The 24542-nt window shown below is 69.6% G+C and carries 22 protein-coding genes; all 22 read left to right on the plus strand.

Annotated features, from left to right (window positions below; translation table 11 throughout):
- The first annotated feature begins 85 nt into the window (after window positions 1–85).
- Window positions 86–598 carry a response regulator gene (locus AC07DF_RS04640; RefSeq protein ID WP_478966862.1) on the plus strand — a complete coding sequence of 171 codons (513 nt, stop codon included), beginning with the start codon at window positions 86–88 and terminating at the stop codon, window positions 596–598.
- Window positions 599–703: 105 nt separating this feature from the next.
- On the plus strand, window positions 704–1801 hold the full coding sequence (nrtL, locus tag AC07DF_RS04645) for an ArgS-related anticodon-binding protein NrtL (protein ID WP_478966864.1): 1098 nt from the start codon (window positions 704–706) through the stop codon (window positions 1799–1801).
- 11 nt (window positions 1802–1812) lie between these two features.
- The gene (gene lysA, locus AC07DF_RS04650) at window positions 1813–3204 is read left to right on the plus strand and encodes a diaminopimelate decarboxylase (RefSeq protein ID WP_478966865.1); all 1392 of its coding nucleotides are present in this window, start codon (window positions 1813–1815) and stop codon (window positions 3202–3204) included.
- Window positions 3205–3350: 146 nt separating this feature from the next.
- Window positions 3351–4643, plus strand: coding sequence for a homoserine dehydrogenase (locus AC07DF_RS04655; protein WP_478966867.1), 1293 nt, complete (start codon window positions 3351–3353; stop codon window positions 4641–4643).
- A 6-nt stretch (window positions 4644–4649) separates the two neighbouring features.
- Window positions 4650–5708, plus strand: a complete 1059-nt coding sequence (gene thrC, locus AC07DF_RS04660; protein WP_382583514.1) for a threonine synthase — start codon at window positions 4650–4652, stop codon at window positions 5706–5708.
- Window positions 5709–6048: 340 nt separating this feature from the next.
- Entirely contained in the window at window positions 6049–6978 is a 930-nt protein-coding gene (gene thrB / locus AC07DF_RS04665; protein WP_478966870.1) for a homoserine kinase, read from the plus strand.
- A 402-nt stretch (window positions 6979–7380) separates the two neighbouring features.
- Window positions 7381–9411 (plus strand): transcription termination factor Rho, encoded by a 2031-nt coding sequence (gene rho / locus AC07DF_RS04670; RefSeq protein WP_478966872.1) that lies wholly within the window; start codon window positions 7381–7383, stop codon window positions 9409–9411.
- Window positions 9412–9563: 152 nt separating this feature from the next.
- Complete coding sequence (locus tag AC07DF_RS04675) at window positions 9564–11351, plus strand: trypsin-like serine protease (RefSeq protein ID WP_478967595.1); 1788 nt, start codon at window positions 9564–9566, stop codon at window positions 11349–11351.
- A 210-nt stretch (window positions 11352–11561) separates the two neighbouring features.
- Window positions 11562–12695, plus strand: coding sequence for an LCP family protein (locus AC07DF_RS04680; protein ID WP_478966874.1), 1134 nt, complete (start codon window positions 11562–11564; stop codon window positions 12693–12695).
- A 197-nt stretch (window positions 12696–12892) separates the two neighbouring features.
- Complete coding sequence (gene rpmE, locus AC07DF_RS04685; RefSeq protein WP_003992975.1) at window positions 12893–13114, plus strand: 50S ribosomal protein L31; 222 nt, start codon at window positions 12893–12895, stop codon at window positions 13112–13114.
- 108 nt (window positions 13115–13222) lie between these two features.
- Entirely contained in the window at window positions 13223–14299 is a 1077-nt protein-coding gene (gene prfA, locus AC07DF_RS04690) for a peptide chain release factor 1 (protein ID WP_478966876.1), read from the plus strand.
- Window positions 14300–14332: 33 nt separating this feature from the next.
- Window positions 14333–15178 (plus strand): peptide chain release factor N(5)-glutamine methyltransferase, encoded by an 846-nt coding sequence (gene prmC, locus AC07DF_RS04695; protein WP_311127758.1) that lies wholly within the window; start codon window positions 14333–14335, stop codon window positions 15176–15178.
- 70 nt (window positions 15179–15248) lie between these two features.
- Complete coding sequence (locus AC07DF_RS04700; RefSeq protein ID WP_193480933.1) at window positions 15249–15896, plus strand: L-threonylcarbamoyladenylate synthase; 648 nt, start codon at window positions 15249–15251, stop codon at window positions 15894–15896.
- Complete coding sequence (locus AC07DF_RS04705) at window positions 15893–16573, plus strand: arsenate reductase/protein-tyrosine-phosphatase family protein (protein WP_382497342.1); 681 nt, start codon at window positions 15893–15895, stop codon at window positions 16571–16573. Before AC07DF_RS04700 ends, AC07DF_RS04705 begins: the two co-directional genes overlap by 4 nt.
- Before the next feature lie 71 nt (window positions 16574–16644).
- Window positions 16645–17883, plus strand: coding sequence for a serine hydroxymethyltransferase (locus tag AC07DF_RS04710; protein ID WP_478966880.1), 1239 nt, complete (start codon window positions 16645–16647; stop codon window positions 17881–17883).
- Between the two features lie 129 nt (window positions 17884–18012).
- Window positions 18013–19329: an MraY family glycosyltransferase gene (locus AC07DF_RS04715; protein WP_478966881.1), complete on the plus strand. Its 1317-nt coding sequence runs from the start codon at window positions 18013–18015 to the stop codon at window positions 19327–19329.
- A 297-nt stretch (window positions 19330–19626) separates the two neighbouring features.
- Window positions 19627–20064, plus strand: a complete 438-nt coding sequence (locus tag AC07DF_RS04720; protein WP_478966883.1) for a hypothetical protein — start codon at window positions 19627–19629, stop codon at window positions 20062–20064.
- Window positions 20065–20337: 273 nt separating this feature from the next.
- Window positions 20338–21105 (plus strand): F0F1 ATP synthase subunit A, encoded by a 768-nt coding sequence (atpB, locus tag AC07DF_RS04725; protein WP_478967597.1) that lies wholly within the window; start codon window positions 20338–20340, stop codon window positions 21103–21105.
- Between the two features lie 69 nt (window positions 21106–21174).
- Complete coding sequence (locus tag AC07DF_RS04730) at window positions 21175–21414, plus strand: ATP synthase subunit c family protein (RefSeq protein WP_030246434.1); 240 nt, start codon at window positions 21175–21177, stop codon at window positions 21412–21414.
- A gap of 38 nt (window positions 21415–21452) precedes the next feature.
- A complete protein-coding gene (locus AC07DF_RS04735; protein ID WP_142159450.1) occupies window positions 21453–22001 on the plus strand; it encodes a F0F1 ATP synthase subunit B in 549 nt (182 codons plus the stop codon).
- Window positions 21998–22813 (plus strand): F0F1 ATP synthase subunit delta, encoded by an 816-nt coding sequence (locus tag AC07DF_RS04740; protein ID WP_478966886.1) that lies wholly within the window; start codon window positions 21998–22000, stop codon window positions 22811–22813. Before AC07DF_RS04735 ends, AC07DF_RS04740 begins: the two co-directional genes overlap by 4 nt.
- Window positions 22814–22936: 123 nt before the next feature.
- Window positions 22937–24526: a F0F1 ATP synthase subunit alpha gene (atpA, locus tag AC07DF_RS04745; RefSeq protein WP_184590444.1), complete on the plus strand. Its 1590-nt coding sequence runs from the start codon at window positions 22937–22939 to the stop codon at window positions 24524–24526.
- Window positions 24527–24542: the final 16 nt, after the last annotated feature.

Below are 24542 nucleotides of genomic sequence, written 5' to 3' on the forward strand. Positions count from 1 at the left end.
AGAACACTACCAGCTCCCTCGGGGTGGTCATCAACGGGTTTCCGCTGCCGGGGGCGGGTGTGCGGGTCGCCCGTGCGGGGTGGAAGTGGGGAAAACCCGGACGCGGTGGCGGGGGCCGACCTACTCTCGAGTTGTGCCAGGCGCGTCGGGTCGGGTGCTTGTTGTGGACGACAACAAGGTCATCCGGCAGTTGATCAGGGTCAACCTCGAGCTGGAGGGGCTGGAGGTCGTGACCGCGGCCGATGGTGCCGAGTGCCTTGATGTCATTCATCAGGTGCGGCCCGATGTCGTGACCCTCGATGTCGTCATGCCCCGGCTGGACGGGCTGAGGACCGCCGCTCGGCTGCGGACCGATCCGCTGACCCGTGACCTGCCCCTCGCCATCATCAGTGCCTGTACCCAGCACGAGGTCGAGGCCGGGCTCGAAGTCGGTGTCGACGCCTTCCTCGCCAAACCCTTCGAGCCCGCCGAACTGGTCGGGATGGTGCGGCAGTTGATGGAGCGGGCCCGGCGTCGGGAGAGACAGGGCGGTGATGGCCCCGACGTAGGGGGCGACGGTGCCCAGGCCCAGACCGTCGATCAGCCGGCCGTACCGTAGGTGACGAGCAGCCGCTCGGCCTCCTGAGGGAAGCCGCGTCCACATCCCGGACCCTCCCCAAACCGGCTCGCATGCCCACCCCCCTCCTCCCATACGCTTGTGCCCGTGACCCCCGTCGAGCTCTCCCGCACCGTGCTGCACGCCGTGCGTCGCGCTGTCGACGAGGGTGAGCTCAGCGTGACCGTGCCGGAGCGGGCCGTGGTCACCCGGCCAGGACCGGGGGGCTGCGGCGACTACGCCACCAACATCGCCCTCCAGCTCGCCGGTGCGGCGGGGGAGTCGCCGTGGCGCGTGGCCGACATCCTGCGGGTGCGGCTGTTGGACGAGTGCCGCATCAGCGACGTCGTCGTCACCGGGCCCGGGTTCCTCAATCTCAGCCTCGAGCGCACCGCTTCCGCCGCCCTGGTCGAGGAGATCCTGCGGCGCGGATCGCGCTACGGCCACGCCGCGGGGTTCAGCGGGAACATCGTCCGGCTCCGCTGCCCGGCAGAGGTCCGTGCTGTCGTGGTCGCGGATGCCCTTGCCCGCGTGCTGCGCAGCCAGGGGGACTCCGTCCATGTCGAGTGCGACGGCCGGCCCGCCCCGGAGTGGGAGTCCGTCATCGGCGCGGACGTCACCACCCACGGGCCCAGGCTTCGTATCGACAGCCCCGTCGCCACCCGCGAGCCCGGCCTTCGTATCGACAGCCCCGTCACCCCCCTCACCATCCGCCCCGTCCCCGCCCCCACCGACCCCCTCCCCCTCGGCCGGGACGCCGCCCGCTGGGCCCTGCTGCACCCCGCCGCGCACGACCGGCCCAGGATCACCGGCGATCATCTGGTCCAGCGGGAGACCAATCCCCTCTTCCGCGTCCGGTACGCCCACGCCCGCACCCGGGCCCTGCTGCGCAACGCCGACGACCTCGGCTTCCGGTCCGAGCCCGGCCCCGCGCACACACCCGACACGGCACCGCTGATCGCCGCACTCGGCGACCACCCCCGTGTCCTCGCGACCGCCGCCACCGGCCACACCCCCGACCGCCTGGCCCGGCACCTCGTCACCGTCGCCGACGCCACGTTGCCGCTGCTCTCCGCCGTGCTGCCCCTCGGCGAGGAGAAACCCTCGGCCGCCCACCGTGCCCGGCTCGCGCTCGCCGAAGCCGCCGGGGCGGTGCTGGCCGGCGGCCTGTCCCTGCTCGGCATCGACGCACCCGATCACCTCTGAAAGACACGAACATGAGCCGTTCCGCACACCCCGCCGGGCCCCGTCACGCCGATGTCTACCCCGAGGGTCACTACTCCGCCCCGCCCGCCGACCTCAACGCCCTGGACCCCAAGGTGTGGGCCGAGACCGTCACGCGGGGCGCGGACGGTGTGGTCACCGTCGGCGGCATCGCCGTCACGGAGCTCGCCGAGGAGTTCGGTACCCCCGCCTACGTCCTCGACGAGGCCGACTTCCGGGCCCGTGCGCGTGCGTGGCGGACCGCCTTCGGGACCGACGCCGACGTCTTCTACGCCGGCAAGGCGTTCCTCTCCCGTGCCGTCGTGCGCTGGCTGCACGAGGAAGGGCTGAACGTCGACGTCTGCTCCGGCGGCGAGCTGGCCACCGCCCTCTCCGCCGGTATGCCCGCCGACCGCATCGCCTTCCACGGCAACAACAAGTCCGTCGACGAGATCACCAGGGCCGTCGAGGCCGGCGTGGGCCACATCGTGCTCGACTCCTTCCAGGAGATCGCCCGGGTCGCCCACATCGCGCAGGGCCTCGGGAAGCGGCAGAAGGTCCTGATCCGGATCACCGTCGGTGTGGAAGCCCACACGCACGAGTTCATCGCCACCGCCCACGAGGACCAGAAGTTCGGGATTCCGCTGGCCGGCGGGCAGGCCGCCGAGGCCGTACGGCGTGCCCTGCAGCTCGACGGACTCGAACTCGTCGGCATCCACAGCCACATCGGTTCGCAGATCTTCGACATGTCCGGGTTCGAGGTCGCCGCCCACCGGGTCGTCTCGCTGCTCAAGGACGTCCGCGACGAGCACGGCGTCGAGCTGCCGGAGATCGACCTCGGCGGCGGGCTCGGTATCGCGTACACCAGCGACGACGACCCGCGTGAGCCGCACGAGATCGCCAAGGCGCTCACCGAGATCGTCACGCGGGAGTGCGAGGCCGCCCGCCTGCGCACGCCGCGCATCTCCGTCGAGCCCGGGCGCGCCATCGTCGGCCCGACCGCCTTCACGCTCTACGAGGTCGGCACCATCAAGCCCCTCGACGGGCTGCGGACGTACGTCTCCGTCGACGGCGGCATGTCGGACAACATCCGCACCGCGCTGTACGACGCCGAATACAGCGTCGCGCTCGTCTCCCGCACCTCCGACGCCGAGCCGATGCTCGCCCGTGTCGTCGGCAAGCACTGCGAGAGCGGGGACATCGTGGTCAAGGACGCGTTCCTGCCGGCCGACCTGGCACCGGGTGACCTCATCGCCGTACCGGCGACGGGCGCCTACTGCCGGTCCATGGCCAGCAACTACAACCACGTGCTGCGGCCGCCGGTCGTCACCGTGCACAACGGCGAGGCCCGGGTGATCGTCCGCCGGGAGACCGAGGAGGACCTGCTGCGTCTCGACGTCGGCTGAGCCACGCCAGGGGTGGGGTGGAAGATCTCCTGTCTTCCACCCCCGTACAAATGAAATAGATATCTCACGATCCGGACGAAGGGCAGAAAGTCCCGTCCGGTGAGTGAGACTGGTGCAACCGTAGACGGTATGAGGAAAGAGGTCGGATGATGCGTACGCGTCCGCTGAAGGTGGCGCTGCTGGGCTGTGGAGTGGTCGGCTCAGAGGTGGCGCGCATCATGACGACGCACGCCGACGACCTCACAGCCCGGATCGGTGCCCCCGTGGAGCTCGCGGGCGTGGCCGTGCGGCGGCCCGACCGGGTCAGGGAAGGCATCGACCAGGACCTCGTCACCACCGACGCCACCGCCCTCGTCAAGCGCGGCGACATTGATGTCGTGGTGGAGGTGATCGGCGGGATCGAGCCCGCCCGGACCCTCATCACCACCGCCTTCGAGCACGGTGCCTCCGTCGTCTCCGCCAACAAGGCGCTGCTCGCCCAGGACGGGGCCGCCCTGCACGCCGTCGCCGGGCAGCACGACAAGGACCTCTACTACGAGGCCGCCGTCGCCGGTGCCATCCCGCTGATCAGGCCGCTGCGCGAGTCCCTCGCCGGCGACAAGATCAACCGGGTGATGGGCATCGTCAACGGCACGACCAACTTCATCCTCGACAAGATGGACTCGACCGGGGCCGGCTACCAGGAGGCCCTCGACGAGGCCACCGCCCTGGGGTACGCGGAGGCCGACCCCACCGCCGACGTCGAGGGCTTCGACGCCGCCGCCAAGGCCGCCATCCTCGCCGGCATCGCCTTCCACACGCGCGTGCGTCTCGACGACGTCTACCGCGAGGGCATGACCGAGGTCACCGCCGCGGACTTCGCCTCCGCCAGGGAGATGGGCTGCACGATCAAGCTGCTCGCCATCTGCGAGCGGGCCGCCGACGGTGCGTCCGTCACCGCGCGCGTGCACCCGGCCATGATCCCGCTGAGCCACCCGCTGGCCTCCGTCCGCGGCGCCTACAACGCCGTGTTCGTCGAGTCCGACGCCGCCGGGCAGCTCATGTTCTACGGGCCCGGAGCGGGCGGTTCCCCGACCGCCTCCGCCGTGCTCGGCGATCTCGTCGCCGTCTGCCGCAACCGGCTCAGCGGCGCGACCGGACCGGGCGAGTCCGCCTACGCCGCCCTGCCGGTGTCGCCCATGGGCGAGGTGGTCACGCGCTACCACATCAGCCTCGACGTGGCCGACAAACCGGGTGTTCTCGCCCAGGTCGCGACCGTCTTCGCCGAGCACGGAGTCTCGATCGATACGGTTCGCCAGTCGGGGAAGGACGGCGAGGCCTCCCTCGTCGTCGTCACGCACCGTGCGTCCGACGCCGCCCTCACCGGGACCGTCGAGGCGTTGCGCAAGCTCGACACCGTGCGTGGTGTCGCCAGCATCATGCGGGTTGAAGGAGAGTAACCAGCAATGACCCACCAGTGGCGCGGAATCATCGAGGAGTACCGGGACCGGCTGCCGGTATCCGACACCACGCCGGTCGTGACGCTCCGCGAGGGCGGCACCCCGCTCGTGCCCGCGCAGGTGCTCTCCGAGCGCACGGGCTGCGAGGTCCACCTGAAGGTGGAGGGCGCGAACCCCACCGGGTCCTTCAAGGACCGCGGCATGACCATGGCCATCACCCGGGCCAAGGAGGAGGGGGCCAAGGCCGTCATCTGCGCCTCCACCGGCAATACGTCGGCCTCCGCCGCCGCGTACGCCGTGCGGGCCGGGATGGTCTGCGCCGTGCTCGTGCCCCAGGGCAAGATCGCGCTCGGCAAGATGGGCCAGGCCCTCGTGCACGGCGCGAAGATCCTCCAGGTCGACGGCAACTTCGACGACTGCCTCACCCTCGCGCGCGCGCTGAGCGACAACTACCCCGTCGCGCTGGTCAATTCGGTCAACCCGGTACGTATCGAGGGTCAGAAGACGGCCGCCTTCGAGATCGTGGACATGCTCGGCGACGCGCCCGACATCCACGTCCTGCCGGTGGGCAACGCGGGCAACATCACGGCCTATTGGAAGGGCTACAAGGAGTACGCCGCCGACGGCGTCGCCGCCCGGACCCCCCGGATGTGGGGCTTCCAGGCCTCCGGCAGCGCCCCGATCGTGCGCGGCGAGATCGTCAAGGACCCGTCGACCGTCGCCACCGCCATCCGCATCGGCAACCCTGCGTCGTGGAACCACGCGATCGCCGCGCGGGACGAGTCGGGCGGCTTCATCGATGAGGTGACGGACCGTGAGATCCTGCGCGCCTACCGGCTGTTGGCCTCCCAGGAGGGCGTCTTCGTCGAGCCCGCGTCCGCCGCTTCCGTCGCCGGTCTGCTGAAGGCCGCCGAGCAGGGCAAGGTCGACCCGGGGCAGCGGATCGTGTGCACCGTCACCGGCAACGGGCTGAAGGACCCCGACTGGGCCGTCGCCGGTGCCCCGCAGCCGGTCACCGTCCCCGTCGACTCGGCGGCCGCGGCGGAGCGCCTCGGACTCGCCTGACCTGCGTGGACGTGCCGAGCGCCGGTGTAGCGCTCGGCACGGTCCGGCGTAAGACGGCGCTCGCCCGGGGAACTTCCCTACGGGGGGTGCACGGGGCTCATACGACACGCATCGTGCGCCTCCTGTGCGCCCTATGTCGCCGCAGAACCTTCTTTCGATAGGCTGTACTGAACCCGCCCGCCGCATATGCCTCCGCATAGAGCGCGGTGCCGCGCCGTCTCCGCGGCCGGGACAGCGGCCGGCCATCCCGGTCGGCAGCGGCCCCCAGGGTTCTCGTACGCATCGAATGTCCATCGAACGTCATTCGACAATCACGCAGCTCAAGGAGAGTCATCGAGCGATGGCCGGTCCAGCCTTCCGCGCCGCCGCCGTCCGGGTGCGCGTCCCCGCCACCAGCGCCAACCTCGGCCCGGGCTTCGACGCCCTCGGCCTCGCGCTGGGCTTGTACGACGACGTCGTCGTCCGGGTGGCCGACTCCGGGCTGCACATCGACATCGCGGGTGAGGGCAGCGAGACGCTCCCGCGCGACGAGGAGCACCTCCTCGTCCGTTCCCTGCGCACGGCCTTCGACCTGCTCGGCGGACAGCCGCGCGGCCTGGAGATCGTCTGCGCCAACCGCATTCCGCACGGCCGGGGCCTGGGCTCCTCCTCGGCCGCCATCTGCGCCGGGATCGTCGCCGCCCGCGCCGTGACCATAGGCGCCGACGCCAAGCTCGACGACACCGCGCTGCTCGAGCTCGCCACCGAGATCGAGGGTCACCCCGACAATGTCGCGGCGTGTCTGCTGGGCGGCTTCACCCTGTCCTGGATGGAGGGCGGCGCGGCCCGCGCGATCAGGATGGAGCCCGCCGATTCCATCGTTCCGGTGGTTTTCGTGCCCGGAAAGCCGGTTCTGACGGAGACGGCGCGCGGCCTGCTCCCGCGCTCCGTCCCGCACATCGACGCCGCCACCAACGCGGGCCGGGCCGCCCTGCTCGTCGAGGCCCTGACGCGGCGCCCCGAACTGCTGCTGCCCGCCACCGAGGACCGCCTGCACCAGGAGTACCGCGCCCCCGCCATGCCCGAGAGCGCGGCGCTGGTGGAGCGGCTGCGGGCCGAGGGGGTCCCCGCGGTCATCTCCGGCGCCGGACCGACGGTCATGGCACTGACCGACGCGGGCACCGCGGACAAGGTCGAGGCCCTGGCGGGCGCGGACTGGGCCGCGAACCGGCTGAGCCTCGACGCACAGGGCGCGAGCGTTCTTCCGCTGGCGGCCCCCGGCGACTTTTAAAAGCACTCGGTTGCCGGATTTGGAGAGGGGGAATGTTTGTTGGATCCGGTAGTGTTAACCTCAAGTCTGCACCCGACCCCACCATGGCGAGGTGCCTCGTGTCCCCGTCCGGGACAGACATTCTTCCGGGAGCCCCCCAAGCCGCACTGTGTTTTGTACGTCGGACCGTACGCCGTACGCGGACACTGAGCGGGGCGCAGGGCACGCTCCGGAACCGGTGCGACCACGCCGCGTGACACTGACACTGGGTGCCACGGCTCAAGGAAGCGCCATCACCAGATTCCTCCGCCGCTTAGGCGGACCACCGCCCCGGCACGGTTCACACCACACGGACCGAAGTCGGACAGCACAACCGGTCGCCGAGCCAGACAGGCCGACGTCCGCTCCAGGGAAGGACCCTTCGTGAGCGACACCACCGATCTGATGGGCGCACGTGTCGAGGAGACCGCTGCCGCGCCCGCCACGGACGCCTCCGCGCCTGCCAGCGGTGCCGGCTCCCGGCGGCGCCGCGGTACCGGCCTCGAGGGCATGGTGCTGGCCGAGCTGCAGCAGGTCGCATCCGGCCTCGGCATCAAGGGCACGGCGCGTATGCGCAAGAGCCAGCTGATCGAGGTCATCAAGGAGGCGCAGGCGTCCGGCGGCGCCGCTCCGGCCGCCAAGGCCGACGCCCCCGCCGAGACCAAGCCGAAGCGCCGCGCCACCTCCCGGACCCGTACGGGGGACAACGCCGAGAAGGCGGAGAAGAAGGCGGACGCGAAGCAGGCCGCCGAGGCCCCCGCCGAGAAGGCCGACAAGGCCGAGAAGGCCGTGGCCCAGCAGCAGATCGAGATTCCCGGCCAGCCCGCCAGCAACGACGAGCCCTCCGAGCGCCGTCGTCGCCGTGCCACCGCCGACGCCGGATCCCCGGCCTCCGCCGCCGAGACGGTCACCGCCGAGGCGAAGAACGACGCCAAGGCCGAGGCGCCGGCGCAGCAGTCGCAGCAGCAGTCCCAGAACGACGCCAAGTCCGACTCCGGCGACGGTGGCGAGGGCCGCCGCCGCGACCGCCGGGACCGTGGCGGTCGCGACCGTGACCGGGACCGCGGCCGGGGCAACAAGGGCGACGACCAGCAGGGCGGCCAGCGCGGCCAGCAGCAGGGCCAGCAGCAGGGTGGCGGCGGTCGCCAGGACCGTGGCCAGCAGCAGGACGACGACGACTTCGAGGGCGGCCGCCGGGGCCGTCGCGGGCGTTACCGCGACCGCCGAGGCCGTCGCGGCCGCGACGACGTGCAGGAGCCGCAGATCACCGAGGACGACGTCCTGATCCCCGTCGCGGGCATCCTGGACATCCTCGACAACTACGCCTTCATCCGCACATCCGGCTACCTGCCCGGCCCGAACGACGTGTACGTCTCCCTCGCCCAGGTCCGCAAGAACGGCCTGCGCAAGGGTGACCACATCACCGGTGCCGTCCGTCAGCCGAAGGAGGGCGAGCGCCGCGAGAAGTTCAACGCGCTGGTCCGCCTGGACTCCGTCAACGGCATGGCGCCCGAATCCGGGCGCGGGCGGCCGGAGTTCAACAAGCTGACGCCGCTGTACCCGCAGGACCGGCTCCGTCTGGAGACCGACCCGGGCGTCCTGACCACCCGCATCATCGACCTCGTGTCGCCGATCGGTAAGGGCCAGCGCGGTCTGATCGTGGCCCCGCCGAAGACCGGCAAGACCATGATCATGCAGGCGATCGCCAACGCGATCACGCACAACAACCCCGAGTGCCACCTGATGGTCGTCCTGGTCGACGAGCGTCCGGAAGAGGTCACCGACATGCAGCGGTCGGTCAAGGGCGAGGTCATCTCCTCGACCTTCGACCGCCCGGCCGAGGACCACACGACCGTCGCCGAGCTCGCCATCGAGCGCGCCAAGCGGCTGGTCGAGCTCGGGCACGACGTGGTCGTCCTGCTGGACTCCATCACCCGTCTGGGCCGTGCCTACAACCTGGCCGCGCCCGCCTCCGGCCGCATCCTGTCCGGTGGTGTCGACTCGACCGCGCTGTACCCGCCGAAGCGCTTCTTCGGTGCCGCGCGGAACATCGAGGACGGTGGCTCGCTCACCATCCTGGCCACCGCGCTCGTCGACACCGGCTCCCGCATGGACGAGGTGATCTTCGAGGAGTTCAAGGGCACCGGCAACGCGGAGCTCAAGCTCGACCGGAAGCTCGCCGACAAGCGCATCTTCCCGGCGGTGGACGTCGACGCGTCCGGCACCCGTAAGGAAGAGATCCTGCTCGGCAGCGACGAGCTCGCCATCACCTGGAAGCTGCGCCGCGTGCTGCACGCGCTCGACCAGCAGCAGGCGATCGAGCTGCTCCTCGACAAGATGAAGCAGACGAAGTCGAACGCCGAGTTCCTGATGCAGATCCAGAAGACGACGCCGATGCCGGGGAACGGCGACTAGGCACCGTCAGACCACAAAGGGCCGCCCCCGTCGGGAAAGGACGGGGGCGGCCCTTTGTGGTGTTCGTGTGCAGGTAGGATCACGCTCTTCGAACATGTGATCCCGAGGGGGGACACATGTGATCCCGAGGGGGGACACACGTGGGTACATCCATGCCTGGGGGCGGGCGCCACAGACGCCGGATACGTATCGCACTGCCCGTGGCCGCGGCCGGAGTCGCGGCTGCCGTGGCCGCCGCGCTGCTGACGACGTCCGCCGGCGCGGCCACCCCGCTGCCGCAGCCGACGGTCAAGCCCGCCACGGGCTCGCCGTCGCTCGCGGAGCTGGAGAAGCGCGTCGCGGGCGCCCTGGCCGGCGACGACACGGCGGGCAGCACGAGCAAGGCGTCGCTGAGCGCCAGCACCACCGAGGGCCGCATCGACCCGAAGGTCATCGGCGGCAGCCAGACCACCATCACCTCGGCCCCGTGGATGACGCAGCTCCACTACTTCGACGACCGGGGCACGGCCGGCACCAGCGACGACATCGGCTTCTTCTGCGGCGGCGCCGTCGTCGCGCCGACGAAGATCCTCACCGCCGCGCACTGCGTCAAGGGCTACAACTGGAACGCCAACGGCGCCGTCGTCACCGGCACCTCCCAGCTGCCCTCGGCCGACGGCACCGACCTGCACGGCGGCACCGTCACGGGCGTCTGGAGGCAGTGGAACCACCCGTCGTACAACGCGACGACCATCGACAACGACATCGCGGTGCTCACCCTGCCGGTCCCGGTCAAGGCCACGCCCATCCGCATGACGACCTCCGGTGACACCACGTCGTACAAGGCCGGCACCAGCGCCAAGGTCTACGGCTGGGGCCGCACCAGCTCCACCAGCGACGACATCTCCGAGACGCTGAAGACGGCCACGCTGCCCGTCCAGTCCGACACCACCTGCGCCGGCTACTACGGCAGGGACTTCGTCAAGGGCCACATGGTCTGCGCGGGCAAGGCCGCCACCGGCAGCGACACCGGCACCACCTCCGCCTGCAACGGCGACTCCGGCGGCCCCCTGGTCGTCAACAACCGGATCGTCGGTGTCGTGTCCTGGGGCGTGACCGACTGCGTCGCCAAGGGCGCCTACAGCGTCTTCAGCAAGGTCAGCACGTACGTCGGCGCCGCCTACCCACGCGTCGACGACACCAACATCAGCGGCGACCACAAGGCCGACCTGTGGGTGCGCAACGCCTCCACCAAGACCGGCTACTCCAAGGACTCCAAGGGCACGTCGTTCGCCGCCCGTGAGTCCTGGGGCAACTGGAACGGCTTCAACGTCGTCCTGCAGACCGACCTCGACCGCGACGGCTACCAGGACCTGGTCTACCGGCGCAGCAGCGACGGCGACCTCTTCTGGACGCACTACGTCATCGCCAGCGGCACCTGGTCCACCAAGCAGATCGCCGACAACTGGAAGACCCGCACCCGCGTCATCACCCCTGGTGACGTCACAGGCGACTATCTGCCCGACCTGCTCTCGGTCGACTCGGCGGGCGTCATGTGGATCTACCCGGGCAAGGGCAACGGCACCTTCGCGGCCCGCGTGAAGGTCGGCTCGGGCTGGAACCAGTACAACTCCGTGCGCGGCAAGGGCGACTTCACCGGTGACGGCAAGACCGACCTGATCGCCCGCAGCAAGTCGGGCAGCGACATCTACCTCTACAAGGGCACCGGCAAGTCCGGCTCCGGCGCCTTCTCGGCCCGGGTCAAGGTGCGCTCCTGGGGCGGCTACAACGCCTTCGACGCGACCGGTGACATCACCGGCGACGGCAAGGCCGACTTCCTGGCCCGCACCCCCGGCGGCACGCTCTACCTCTACCCGGGGACCGGAAAGGCGACCAGCGAGATCTTTGCCACAAGAAAGTCCGTAGGTACCGATTTCAAGCAGTACGACATCTTCGGTTGAAACCGCAGGTGAGCGGGATACTCCCCGCTGTGACGAACACGGACTGTGCCCACCGCCGCACGCGGTGGGCACAGTCCGTTGTGCAACCCTTTCCCGAGTTTCCCCGTCTGACCAGGCGGAGCGACGATGGTGCCAGGGGGCAGTCCCCCGACCGAGTACGCCTGGCACCGACCGCAGGGGGTAATCGACCGAAGACGAGCCGAGGAGCACATGTCTGCCGAGAGCACGCCGGGTCCGGGTATACCGGGCGAGACCGGCACCACCGGATCGCGCCGCGCCAAGGGCCGACGCCGCAAGCCCCGCAAGCGTCACAAGGGCATGATGATCATGGCCTGGACCGCGGCGGGCATCGTCGTTCTGGGCGGGACCGGGGCGGGGTACGTGTACTTCAAGCTCAACGGCAACCTCAAGAGCGTCGACATCGACCAGGCCCTCGGCACCGACCGGCCCAAGAAGGCCGACAACGGCTCCGAGAACATCCTGGTGCTCGGCTCCGACACCCGGGCCGGTGGCAACAAGAAGCTCGGCGGCGGCACCGACGACGGCAGCGCCCGCTCCGACACGGCGATGATCGTGCACGTCAACAAGGGCCACAAGAAGGCCAGCGTGGTCTCCATCCCGCGTGACACCCTCATCGACCGGCCCTCCTGCACGGACACCAAGGGCAAGCAGTACCCCGCCGCGAACGGCGTGATGTTCAACTCCGCGTACTCCACGGGTGGGGCCGCCTGCGCCGTGAAGACCGTCGAGTCGATCACCGATCTGCGCATGGACCACTACCTGGAGGTCGACTTCGCCGGCTTCCAGACGCTCATCGACGACCTCGGCGGCGTCGAGGTGACCACGAGCAAGGCCATCGACGACCCCGACAGCCATCTGAAGCTGAAGGCCGGAACCCACAGACTCGACGGCGAGCAGGCCCTCGGCCTGGTCCGCACCCGGCACGGCGTGGGCGACGGCTCCGACCTGGGCCGCATCCAGCTCCAGCAGGCCTTCATCAAGGCCCTGCTCAACCAGGTCAAGGACGTCGGCGTCTTCTCCAACCCGAAGAAGCTCTACGACCTCGCGGAAACCGCGACCAAGACGGTGACGGCCGACTCCGACCTCGGCTCGGTCAACAAGCTCGTGTCCTTCGCGAACGGCCTCAAGGGCATCACCCCGGCCAACATGAACATGGTCACGATGCCGGTGGCCTACGACCCGGCCGACCCCAACCGCGTCCTCCTCCAGGAAAAGAAGGCCGACCAGATCTGGAAGGCCCTGGAGCACGACAAGCCGATCCCGAAGAGCGCCACAAAGGGCAACGCCTCGGGCGAGGCCAAGGGCGTAGTAAGCGCCCCATAAGGGGCGCGGGGCTGTATCGATTTGCGGCTCCGCCGCGTGGGCGCGACAAGCCCCCACCGGCCCGCAGGGAACAAACAACAACAACCCCCGGTTTTGGGGGATGGCCCCGGTCCTGGCAGACTGGTACGTCGGCTCCGGTTCACGCTCCCGCACCCCGCGGCAGCGACCCGGCGCCCTCCCGAAACCTAGGAGACACCTTGAAGCGCGACATCCACCCCGAGTACGTCGAGACGCAGGTCAGCTGCACCTGCGGCGCGTCGTTCACGACTCGCAGCACCATCGAGTCCGGCACCATCCGTGCCGATGTCTGCTCCGAGTGCCACCCGTTCTACACGGGCAAGCAGAAGATCCTCGACACCGGTGGCCGTGTGGCCCGCTTCGAGGCCCGCTTCGGCAAGGCCGCCGGCTCCAAGAAGTAGCGAGCCTCAATTCGCCGGTCCACGGACGCGCCCCCTCACCGGGCGCTCCGGGACCGGCGTTTTTGGTCGCCCGCCCCTTCACCCCCCGTCCGTACACAGGAGCCCAAGATGTTCGAGGCCGTCGAGGAACTCGTCGCCGAGCACGCCGACCTGGAGAAGAAGCTCGCCGACCCGTCGGTCCACTCCGACCAGGCCAACGCGCGCAAGCTGAACAAGCGTTACGCCGAGCTCACCCCCATCGTCGCCACGTACCGGTCCTGGAGGCAGACGGGCGACGACATCGAGACCGCGCGTGAACTGGGCGCCGACGACCCGGAGTTCGCCGCCGAGGTCAAGGAGCTGGAGAAGGCGCGCGAGGAGCTCACGGAGAAGCTGCGCCTCCTGCTCGTCCCGCGCGACCCCAGCGACGACAAGGACGTCATCCTGGAGATCAAGGCCGGCGCGGGCGGCGACGAGTCGGCGCTGTTCGCCGGCGACCTGCTGCGCATGTACCTGCGCTACGCCGAGCGGGTCGGCTGGAAGACCGAGATCATCGACGCCACCGAGTCCGAGCTGGGCGGCTACAAGGACGTCCAGGTCGCCGTGAAGACCAAGGGCGGCCAGGGCGCCACCGAGCCCGGACAGGGCGTCTGGGCCCGGATGAAGTACGAGGGCGGTGTGCACCGCGTGCAGCGGGTGCCGGCCACGGAGTCCCAGGGCCGTATCCACACCTCCGCCGCCGGTGTGCTGGTCACCCCGGAGGCCGAGGAGGTCGACGTGGAGATCAACCCCAACGACCTCCGGATCGACGTCTACCGCTCCTCCGGGCCGGGCGGACAGTCCGTCAACACCACCGACTCCGCCGTGCGCATCACGCACATTCCCACCGGAGTCGTCGCCTCCTGCCAGAACGAGAAGAGCCAGCTGCAGAACAAGGAGCAGGCACTGCGTATCCTGCGCTCGAGGCTGCTTGCCGCGGCGCAGGAGGAGGCGGAGAGGGAGGCCGCCGACGCCCGCCGCAGCCAGGTCCGCACCGTCGACCGCTCCGAGAAGATCCGCACGTACAACTTCCCGGAGAACCGCATCTCGGACCACCGCGTCGGCTTCAAGGCGTACAACCTGGACCAGGTCCTGGACGGCGACCTCGACGCGGTGATCCAGGCCTGCGTCGACGCGGACTCGGCGGCCAAGCTGGCGGCCGCGTAAGACACGTAGGAGTACGAGTACCGGAGGACTTGCGTGAACCTGCTGCTCGCGGAGGTGGCCCAGGCCACCCAGCGGCTCGCCGACGCCGGCGTGCCCTCGCCGCGCACCGACGCGGAGGAACTCGCCGCGTTCGTACACGGCGTCAAGCGCGGCGAGCTGCACTCCGTCAAGGACTCCGACTTCGACGCCCGTTACTGGGAGGTCATCGCCCGCCGCGAGGCCCGCGAGCCGCTCCAGCACATCACCGGGCGGGCCTACTTCCGGTACCTGGAACTCCAGGTCGGCCCCGGGGTGTTCGTGCCGCGTCCCGAGACCGAGTCCGTGGTCGGCTGGGCCATAGACGCCGTACGGGCCATGGACGTCGTCGAGCCGTGCATCGTCGACCTGTGCACCGGCTCCGGCGCCATCGCGCTCGCCCTCGCCCAGGAGGTGCCGCGCTCGCGCGTGTACGCCGTGGAGCTGTCCGAGGACGCCCTCAGGTGGACCCGCAAGAACGTGGAGGGGTCCAGGGTCGAGCTGCGCCAGGGCGACGCCCTGACGGCCTTCCCGGACCTGGACGGGCAGGTCGACCTGGTCATCACCAACCCGCCGTACATCCCGCTCACCGAGTGGGAGTACGTCGCCCCGGAGGCGCGGGACTACGACCCCGACCTGGCCCTCTTCTCCGGCGAGGACGGCCTCGACCTCATCCGCGGCCTGGAACGCACCGCGCACCGGCTGCTGCGCCCCGGCGGCGTCGTGGTCGTGGAGCACGCCGACACCCAGGGCGGCCAGGTGCCGTGGATCTTCACCGAGGAGCGGGGCTGGGCCGACGCGGCCGACCATCCGGACCTCAACAAGCGCCCGCGTTTCGCCACGGCCCGCAAGGCGCTTCCGTGAGCAACCCGATCACCCCCCAGTCTTCGCAGTCTTCATCCCAGCAGCACGTGTACGAGGAGGCCAGCTAAAGATGGCACGGCGATACGACACCAACGACGCGACCGACCGCGTGACCGGTCTGCGTGAGGCAGCGTCCGCCGTCCGCCGTGGCGAGCTCGTGGTGCTGCCGACGGACACGGTGTACGGCATCGGCGCCGACGCGTTCTCCTCGGAGGCCGTCGCCGACCTGCTGGACGCGAAGGGCCGGGGCCGCAACATGCCCACCCCTGTCCTCATCGGCTCCCCGAACACCCTGCACGGGCTCGTCACCGACTTCTCCGAGCTGGCCTGGGAGCTCGTCGACGCCTTCTGGCCGGGCGCGCTGACCCTCGTCGCCAAGCACCAGCCGTCCCTCCAGTGGGACCTCGGGGACACCCGTGGCACCGTCGCCGTGCGCATGCCCCTGCACCCGGTCGCCATCGAGCTGCTCACCGAGGTCGGCCCGATGGCCGTGTCGTCCGCCAACCTCACCGGCCACCCGGCGCCGGAGGACTGCGACGCCGCGCAGGAGATGCTCGGCGACTCCGTCTCCGTCTACCTCGACGGCGGCCCGACCCCCGGCAACGTGCCGTCGTCGATCGTCGACGTGACCCGTGAGGTGCCGCTGCTGCTGCGCGCGGGCGCGATCTCCGCGGACGAGCTCCGAAAGGTCGTACCCGACCTCGAGGTGGCGAATTGACGGCCCCTGGAGCGGGGCGTGGCATAGGCAACGGGGAAAGCGCGGCGGAGATCACGACGACGTTCGTGGGGCTTCCGCGTGACAGCTTCCGCATCCTCCACGTCAGTACCGGCAATGTGTGCCGCTCGCCCATCACCGAGCGGCTGACCCGCCATGCCGTGCGGGAGCGGCTGGGGATCCTGGGCGGCGGGCTGATCGTGGAGAGCGCGGGCACCTGGGGCCACGAGGGCGCGCCCATGGAGTCCCACGCGGAGACCGTCCTGGCCGACTTCGGCGCGGACGCCTCCGGCTTCACCGGGCGTGAACTCCTCGACGAGCACGTGATCCGCGCCGACCTGGTGCTGACCGCCACCCGGGACCACCGGGCACAGGTCATCTCGATGGGGCACTCGGCGGGCCTGCGGACCTTCACGCTCAAGGAGTTCACCCGTCTGGTGAAGGCCATCGACCCGGCGACCCTGCCGCCCCTGGAGGAGGGCGTGGTCATCCGCGCGCGTGCGCTGGTGCGTGCCGCGGCGGCTCTACGCGGGTGGCTCCTGGCGCCGAACGCCGAGGCGGACGAGGTGTACGACCCGTATGGGGCGCCCCTGACGTTCTTCCGGTCCATCGGGGACGAGATACACCAGGCACTCGATCCGGTGGTCACGGCCCTCACGGGTGTCCCCGCAAAGGCGTAGCAGCCGAGCGCCCCGGGGGCACCGGGCCTACATTGGACGTACGTCACCGTCGACGCCGCCCGGAGCCCATCATGACGGTCACCCCTGCCATCGAGGCCGACGTCCTGCGCCACCAGGACCCCGAGCTCGCCGATGTCCTGCTCGCGGAGCGGGAGCGGCAGTCGACGACGCTCCAGCTGATCGCCGCCGAGAACTTCACCTCGCCGGCCGTGCTGGCCGCCCTCGGCTCGCCGCTGGCCAACAAGTACGCCGAGGGCTACCCGGGGGCTCGGCACCACGGCGGCTGCGAGATCGTCGACGTCGCCGAGCGCCTCGCCGTGGACCGGGCCAGAGCCCTGTTCGGCGCCGACCACGCCAACGTCCAGCCCCACTCGGGCTCTTCGGCGGTGCTGGCCGCCTATGCCGCCCTGCTCCGCCCCGGCGACACCGTCCTCGCCCTCGGCCTGCCCCACGGCGGCCACCTCACCCACGGCTCGCCCGCCAACTTCTCCGGCCGCTGGTTCGACTTCGCCGGCTACGGCGTGGAGGCCGAGTCCGGGTTCATCGACCACGAGCAGGTGCGCACCCTGGCCCGGACGCGCCGGCCCAAGGCGATCGTGTGCGGTTCGATCGCCTACCCCCGGCACATCGACTACGCGTTCTTCCGCGAGGTGGCCGACGAGGTGGGCGCCTACCTGATCGCGGACGCCGCGCACCCCATCGGGCTCGTCGCCGGGAGAGCGGCGCCGAACCCGGTGCCGTACGCGGACATCGTCTGCGCGACCACCCACAAGGTGCTGCGCGGCCCGCGCGGCGGCATGATCCTGTGCCGCGCGGAGCTGGCCGAGCGGGTGGACCGGGCGGTGTTTCCTTTCACACAGGGCGGCGCGCAGATGCACACCATCGCCGCCAAGGCGGTCGCGTTCGGGGAGGCGGCAACACCGGCGTACGTCGCGTACGCCCATCAGGTGGTCGCCAATGCGAGGGTTCTCGCGGCCCGGCTGGCCGCCGAGGGCCTGGTCGTCACCACCGGTGGCACCGACACCCACCTCATCACCGCCGACCCGGCACCCCTGGGCGTCGAAGGACGTACCGCCCGCGGCCGTCTCGCCGCGGCCGGCCTGGTCCTGGACTGCTGTGCGCTTCCTCACGGCGACGCCCGTGGCCTCAGACTGGGCACGGCCGCGGTCACCACACAGGGCATGGGAGAAGCCGAGATGGCGAGGATCGCCAAGCTGCTCGCGGGGGTGCTCAGGGGCGTGACCGAGACCGTGAGGGCCCGTGAAGAAGTGCGGGAGCTGGCCGGTGGATTTCCGCCGTATCCGCGCTGAGTGGGGGTAGACGCACCAGGGTGCACAGCCACTCGTGCAACCATCGTCGCTACCCGGAAGTCCCCACCCATATGCGCGCATCGCTAGGGTGTGGGGCTGTGATGGCCAGCGAGACCTGTGGGGAAGCCCGTGCGTGAATACCTGCTGACGCTCTGCATCACGGCCGCGGTGACGTATCTGCTGACAGGGCCGGTACGGAAATTCGCGATCGTGGCCGGAGCGATGCCGGAGATCCGGGCACGTGATGTGCACCGGGAACCCACTCCGCGGCTCGGCGGGATCGCGATGTTCTTCGGCCTGTGCGCGGGCCTGCTCGTCGCCGACCACCTGACCAACCTGAGCCAGGTCTTCGAGACCTCGAACGAACCCCGGGCGCTGCTGTCCGGGGCGGCGCTGATCTGGCTGATCGGTGTGCTGGACGACAAGTTCGAGCTGGGCGCCTTGATCAAGCTGGGCGGCCAGATGATCGCGGCCGGCGTCATGATCCTGCAGGGCCTGACCATTCTGTGGTTGCCTGTCCCCGGCGTCGGAACGGTGTCCGTCACTCCGTGGCAGGGCAACCTGCTCACCGTGGCGCTCGTGGTCATCACCATCAACGCGGTCAACTTCGTCGATGGCCTGGACGGCCTGGCGGCAGGGATGGTGTGCATCGCCGCAGCGGCGTTCTTCCTGTACACCTACCGGATCTGGTACGGCTACGGCGCTGAAGCGGCGGCCCCCGCGACCCTGTTCTCCGCGGTGCTCATGGGTATGTGCCTCGGCTTCCTGCCCCACAACATGCACCCTGCCCGGATCTTCATGGGCGACTCCGGGTCCATGCTGATCGGTTTGGTCCTCGCGGCCAGCGCCGTGTCTGTCACCGGCCAGCTGGACGTCGAGGCGCTCAACGTCAACCTCGGCGGTGACCGGGAGACGACCCACGCGATGCTTCCCGTCTTCATCCCCCTGCTGATGCCGTTGACGATCATCGCGATCCCGGCCGCCGACCTGATCCTGGCCATCGTGCGGCGCACCTGGCGAGGTCAGTCGCCGTTCGCCGCCGACCGCGGCCACCTGCACCACCGCCTCCTGGAGATCGGCCACTCGCACAGCCGGGCGGTGCTGATCATGTACTTCTGGTCGGCGCTGATCGCCTTCGGCGCGCTCGCCTACTCGGTCAACTCGGCGTCGATGTGGATCGTGCTCGGTGTCGTGTTCCTCAGCGCGATCGGGCTCCTGCTGCTTCTGCTGCCGCGCTTCACGCCGCGCGCCCCGCGCTGGATGGAGCGCTTCGTGCCGCCGCGCTACCGGCGCCGTGTCTCGGTCGCCGCCCTCGCACCCGAGGCCTCGACGCCGGCTCCCGCGGCGGCCTTGCCCGGTGTCTCTGGTGTCTCCGGGGTCAACGGGGCGACCGCCATCGGCCCCCGTTCGCGTCTGGCGGACCGGCGCAAGGCCGGGACAAGGTAAGAATCTGACTAGAGCATTGCCAAGTCGTGGGGTTGCGATGGGGGAGCGAAGCGCCCCAATAGCAGACAAGTCGGCGCGGTTCTCGCTCAGACGCGCAGGTTCACTCTCATGTGTGACAGTCCGCACACCTCCAGGTAAAGACTGCATCAAATAGTTTGTGATACGGTTCACGAGAACCCCCGGATAGAGCCGAAGGACCGCAGTGCGACGGTCCATTGGCGTGAGGACTCCACTCAGCCCGGGACTACGCTCGTCCATGACGACACCCCTGCCCCCTGCGAAAGCGGAGTTGCCGCCATGCCGTCCAATGACGCCCGGAACCTCTTGCAGTGCGCTGTGCCCACAGCGGCTGCCGGTGCGGTCGCGGTCGCCGTCAGTGGCGTGGTGGCCGGAGGCAAGGGAGCCGTCGGAGCGGCCGTCGGTGCGGCGCTGGCCATCCTCTTCATGGGAATCGGCCTCTTCGTTCTCCAGTGGACGGCAAAAACGCTCCCGCAGCTGTTCCAGGCCATGGGGCTGATGCTCTACATGGCCCAGCTCCTGCTGCTCCTCATTTTCGTCGCCCTCTTCAAGGGCACCTCACTCTTCAACCCGAGGGCGTTCGCCGCCGGGATCGTCGTCGCGACCGTCGTGTGGATGGCTGCGCAGGCTCGTGCGCATATGAAGGCCAAGATCTTCTACATCGACCCGGACTCCGAGAAGAGTGAGAAGCCGGAGAAGACCGGGCCGTCGTCGTGACGAGTAGGGGCGGGATAAAGGGCACTGAGAACTCCTGCTATCGTCCGGTGCCAACTGCGGCATCGCGGGCGCGGGCATCTGAGCTGACGCCTGCTCGAACGCGAGGCTCGATGCCCCAAAGCCGCCCTCACATCCGTAACACCAGTCCAGTGCCGATCCGCGGCTGCGCGCCGCGCCGACACAACGAGGTTGCCGTACCCATGCGTCACGCCGAAGGAGCCCCCGGTGAGTGCTGACCAGACCCAGCTCGCCTTTGACTGGAGCTGTCGGATCATGTCCGACGGGTGTGGTTTTCCGGCACCGGGCCTGCACTCGTTCCTCTTCAAGCCGATTGCCACGGTCGGGGGGTTCGAGTTCAACAAGGTGATGCTGCTCGCCATCATCACCACTGTCCTCGTCATCGGCTTCTTCTGGGCGGCCTTCGGCAAAGCCAAGGTGGTGCCGGGCAAGCTGCAGATGGTCGGCGAGGCCGGCTACGACTTCGTCCGCCGAGGCATCGTCTACGAGACCCTCGGAAAGAAGGAGGGCGAGAAGTACGTCCCCCTGATGGTCTCGCTGTTCTTCTTCATCTGGATCATGAACATCTGGTCCGTGATCCCGCTGGCCCAGTTCCCGGTCTCGTCGATCATCGCCTTCCCGGCGGTCCTTGCCGTGATCGTCTACGTGACCTGGGTCTCGCTGACCTTCAAGCGGCACGGTTTCGTCGGGTTCTTCAAGAACGTCACCGGCTACGACAAGTCGCTCGGCGGAGTGCTTCCGCTCGTGATGGTCATCGAGTTCTTCTCGAACCTGCTCGTCCGGCCGTTCACGCACGCGGTGCGACTGTTCGCCAACATGTTCGCCGGCCACCTGATGCTGGTCATGTTCACCGTGGCCTCCTGGTACCTGCTGAACAGCTGGATGATCCCGGCGGCCGGTGTGTCCTTCGTCATGACCGTCGCCATGATCGGCTTCGAGCTTTTCGTGCAGGCCGTCCAGGCGTACGTCTTCGTACTCCTCGCCTGCACGTACGTCCAGGGCGCTCTGGCCGAGCACCACTGAGCCCCACCCCCACACCATGTCGTCCGGTGGCCAACCCCCACCGGTCCGTTAAGAGAAGGAAGATTCAGCATGGCTGCCACTGAGACCCTTGCCGCTGTCTCCGGTTCCATCGGTTCCGTCGGTTACGGCCTCTCGGCTATCGGCCCCGGCATCGGCGTCGGCATCATCTTCGGTAACGGCACCCAGGCCCTTGCCCGCCAGCCCGAGGCCGCCGGCCTGATCCGTGCCAACCAGATCCTGGGCTTCGCCTTCTGTGAGGCGCTCGCCCTCATCGGCATCGTCATGCCGTTCGTCTTCGGTATTGACTAAAGATTTCCTACCGACAGGCATCGACGAAAGGCACTGATGTGATCGCCAACCTGGTACAGCTGGCGGCCGAGGAGGAGCAGAATCCGCTCGTTCCTCCGGGCCCCGAGCTGCTCGTCGGCACCATCGCCTTCGCCATCGTGTTCTTCTTCTTCTGGAAGAAGCTGCTTCCGAACATCAACAAGGTTCTGGAGGAGCGCCGCGCGGCGATCGAAGGCGGTATCGAAGAGGCCGAGACCATGAAGGTCGAGGCCCAGAGCGTCCTTGAGCAGTACAAGGCACAGCTCGCCGAGGCCCGGCACGAGGCCGCGCGTCTGCGCCAGGAGGCGCAGGAGCAGGGTGCCACGCTCATCGCCGAGATGCGGGCCGAGGGCCAGCGTCAGCGCGAGGAGATCGTCGCCGCCGGCCACTCCCAGATCGAGGCCGACCGCAAGGCCGCCGCGTCCGCGCTGCGCCAGGACGTCGGCAAGCTCGCCACCGACCTGGCCGGCAAGCTCGTCGGGGAGTCCCTCGAGGACCACGCCCGCCAGAGCCGCGTGATCGACCGGTTCCTCGACGAGCTCGAGGAGAAGGCCGAGGCCGGGCGATGAACGGAGCGAGCCGCGAGGCCCTGGCAGCCGCACGAGAGCGTCTCGACGCGCTGACGGACTCCACGTCCGCCGACGCGGCGCGGCTCGCCGACGAGCTGGCCGCCGTCACCGCGCTGCTCCACCGCGAGGTTTCGCTGCGTCGGGTCCTGACCGACCCGGCGCAGGCCGGTGAGGCCAAGGCCGAGCTGGCCCAGCGTCTGCTCGGCACCCAGGTCAGCGGCCCCGCCGCCGACCTGGTGGCCGGCATGGTGCGCTCCCGCTGGTCGCAGTCGCGCGACCTGGTGGACGCGCTGGAGGAGCTGGCGAACACCGCCGACCTCACCGCCGCGCAGCAGGCCGGCAAGCTCGACGACGTCGAGGACGAGCTGTTCCGGTTCGGCCGGATCGTCTCCGGCAGCACCGAGCTGCGCGCCGCGCTGACCGACCGCAAGGCCACCACCTCGGCCAAGGGCGAGCTGCTGCGCAGCCTGCTCGGCGGCCGCGCGCAGCCGGCCACCGAGCGTCTGGTGACGCGCCTTGTGACCGCGCCGCGGGGACGTAGCCTGGAGTCGGGACTGGAGTCCCTGTCCAAGCTCGCCGCCGAGCGCCGGGACCGCATGGTGGCCATCGTCACCTCGGCGGTGCCGCTGAGCGACCCGCAGAAGCGACGCCTGGGCGACGCCCTCGCGAAGATCTACGGCCGCCGGATGCACCTCAACCTGGACGTGGACCCCGAGGTCCTCGGCGGAATCCGGGTGCAGGTCGGCGACGAGGTCATCAACGGCTCCCTCGCGGACCGGCTGGAGGACGCGAGCCGCCGCCTGGCGAGCTGAGCAGCAACTCAATAGCACCACGTACTTACGACGGCCCTGGTTGGGCCGTGCAGAAGAATCCTGGGGGTCGCCCCCAGACCCCCTTAGAAACTTCGGGCCCAACAAGGAGAGCAGGGAACCCAGATGGCGGAGCTCACGATCCGGCCGGAGGAGATCCGGGACGCGCTGGAGAACTTCGTCCAGGCGTACAAGCCGGACGCGGCCTCGCGCGAGGAGGTCGGTACGGTCACCTTTGCCGGCGACGGCATCGCGAAGGTCGAGGGTCTGCCCTCGGCCATGGCCAACGAGCTGCTGAAGTTCGAGGACGGCACCCTCGGCCTCGCCCTCAACCTCGAGGAGCGCGAGATCGGTGCCATCGTCCTCGGCGAGTTCAGCGGCGTCGAGGAGGGGCAGCCGGTGCAGCGCACCGGTGAGGTTCTCTCCGTCGCGGTGGGCGAGGGCTACCTCGGCCGCGTGGTGGACCCCCTCGGCAACCCGATCGACGGCCTCGGCGAGATCGAGACGGACGGCCGTCGCGCCCTGGAGCTGCAGGCCCCGGGCGTCATGGTCCGTAAGTCGGTCCACCAGCCGATGGAGACCGGCTACAAGGCCGTCGACACCATGACCCCGATCGGCCGTGGCCAGCGTCAGCTGATCATCGGTGACCGCCAGACCGGCAAGACCGCCCTGGCCGTCGACACGATCATCAACCAGCGCGACAACTGGCGCTCGGGCGACCCGGACAAGCAGGTCCGCTGCATCTACGTCGCCATCGGCCAGAAGGGCTCCACCATCGCCGGTGTGCGCGGCGCTCTGGAGGAGGCCGGCGCGCTGGAGTACACGACCATCGTCGCCGCCCCGGCGTCCGACCCGGCCGGCTTCAAGTACCTCGCGCCGTACACCGGTTCGGCCATCGGTCAGCAGTGGATGTACGACGGCAAGCACGTCCTCATCATCTTCGACGACCTGTCGAAGCAGGCCGACGCCTACCGTGCCGTGTCGCTGCTGCTGCGCCGCCCGCCGGGCCGTGAGGCCTACCCGGGTGACGTCTTCTACCTGCACTCCCGTCTGCTGGAGCGCTGCGCCAAGCTCTCCGACGAGATGGGCGCCGGCTCGATGACCGGTCTGCCGATCGTCGAGACCAAGGCCAACGACGTCTCGGCGTTCATCCCGACCAACGTCATCTCCATCACCGACGGCCAGTGCTTCCTGGAGTCGGACCTGTTCAACGCCGGTCAGCGTCCCGCGCTGAACGTCGGTATCTCCGTCTCCCGAGTCGGTGGTTCCGCGCAGCACAAGGCGATCCGCCAGGTGTCCGGCCGCCTCCGCGTGGACCTCGCCCAGTTCCGTGAGCTGGAGGCGTTCGCCGCCTTCGGTTCCGACCTGGACGCCGCGTCCAAGGCGCAGCTCGAGCGTGGTCAGCGCATGGTCGAGCTGCTGAAGCAGCCGCAGTACCAGCCGATGGCCACCGAGGACCAGGTCGTCTCCATCTGGGCCGGCACCACCGGCAAGATGGACGAGGTCCCGGTCGTCGACATCCGCCGCTTCGAGAAGGAGCTGCTGGAGTACCTGCACCGCAAGGAGCAGGGCCTGCTGACCTCCATCCGCGAGGGCGGCAAGATGTCGGACGACACCCTCCAGGCCATGGCCGACGCCATCGCGGAGTTCAAGAAGCAGTTCGAGACCTCCGACGGCAAGCTGCTCGGCGAGGACACCCCGGCTGCCGGTAAGTGACGACGGAAGGGACCTG

This window comes from Streptomyces sp. NPDC044719, assembly GCF_056433405.1.